Source organism: Hydrogenophaga sp. 5NK40-0174 (genome assembly GCF_040372165.1).
GTDB lineage: Bacteria > Pseudomonadota > Gammaproteobacteria > Burkholderiales > Burkholderiaceae_C > Hydrogenophaga.
In genome coordinates, this window is sequence record NZ_BAABWG010000021.1 from 1 (window position 1) to 708 (window position 708).

The 708-nt window shown below is 60.6% G+C and carries 1 protein-coding gene; it reads left to right on the plus strand.

The window, feature by feature from the left end; genetic code table 11:
- The coding region (locus ABWV89_RS18845; protein WP_353400621.1) for a ricin-type beta-trefoil lectin domain protein at positions 1–708 on the plus strand (708 nt) is incomplete at both ends.

Consider the following 708-nt stretch of genomic DNA (forward strand, 5'->3'; position numbering starts at 1 on the left):
CGACTTCAACATTGAGCGGCCCTCTCCTGCCCGCGACATTCCTGTCAAAGACACCGTCCTGGCCACGGTCAACAACCACTTCACCCGTGTCGAACCCGATGGCTCATTTGAGTTCAAAGATGTCCGCGCCAAGGTCGCCAGCCATGTCGATGGTGACAACGTCGCATTGCTCAGTGAGCCCGTCGTCACGGTGAAGGCCCGATTCAGGAACTACATGAATGAGGACGAGAAGGTCGGCCCACGGAAGGCCGACCTCAATGTCTTTGGAAGCCTCAACGGCAAACTGAAGCTCGACGCCACCGCGCTCCTGGATGTTCAGCGCTTCCCCGGCGGCTTGCGCCTGCAGTCGGCTCGCAACTGCATGACCACCGATCTGCCCACCACGTCAACGCCATCACCATCGCCCAGGCTGGCTTCTTGCGGCTACCAGCAACTGCAGCACGAATGGCAGTTCGATCAGGTCATCTCGTCCAACAACAAAGCGGTGTCAGCTACCTACCAGATCAGCCGGCAACCGTTTGACCAATGCCTGTCCGCGCCATTCGTGTTTGGCTCCACAAGCGCTGCCTTGTTGCCCGTGAAACTGGCCCGATGCTCGACCAGCCGCTACCAGCAATGGACTTTCCGCTCCGATGGCACGCTGCGCAACCCGGCCACTGGCATGTGCCTGAGTGCGCGGCCCGACCCCAAGCGCATCGGCGACAAGTC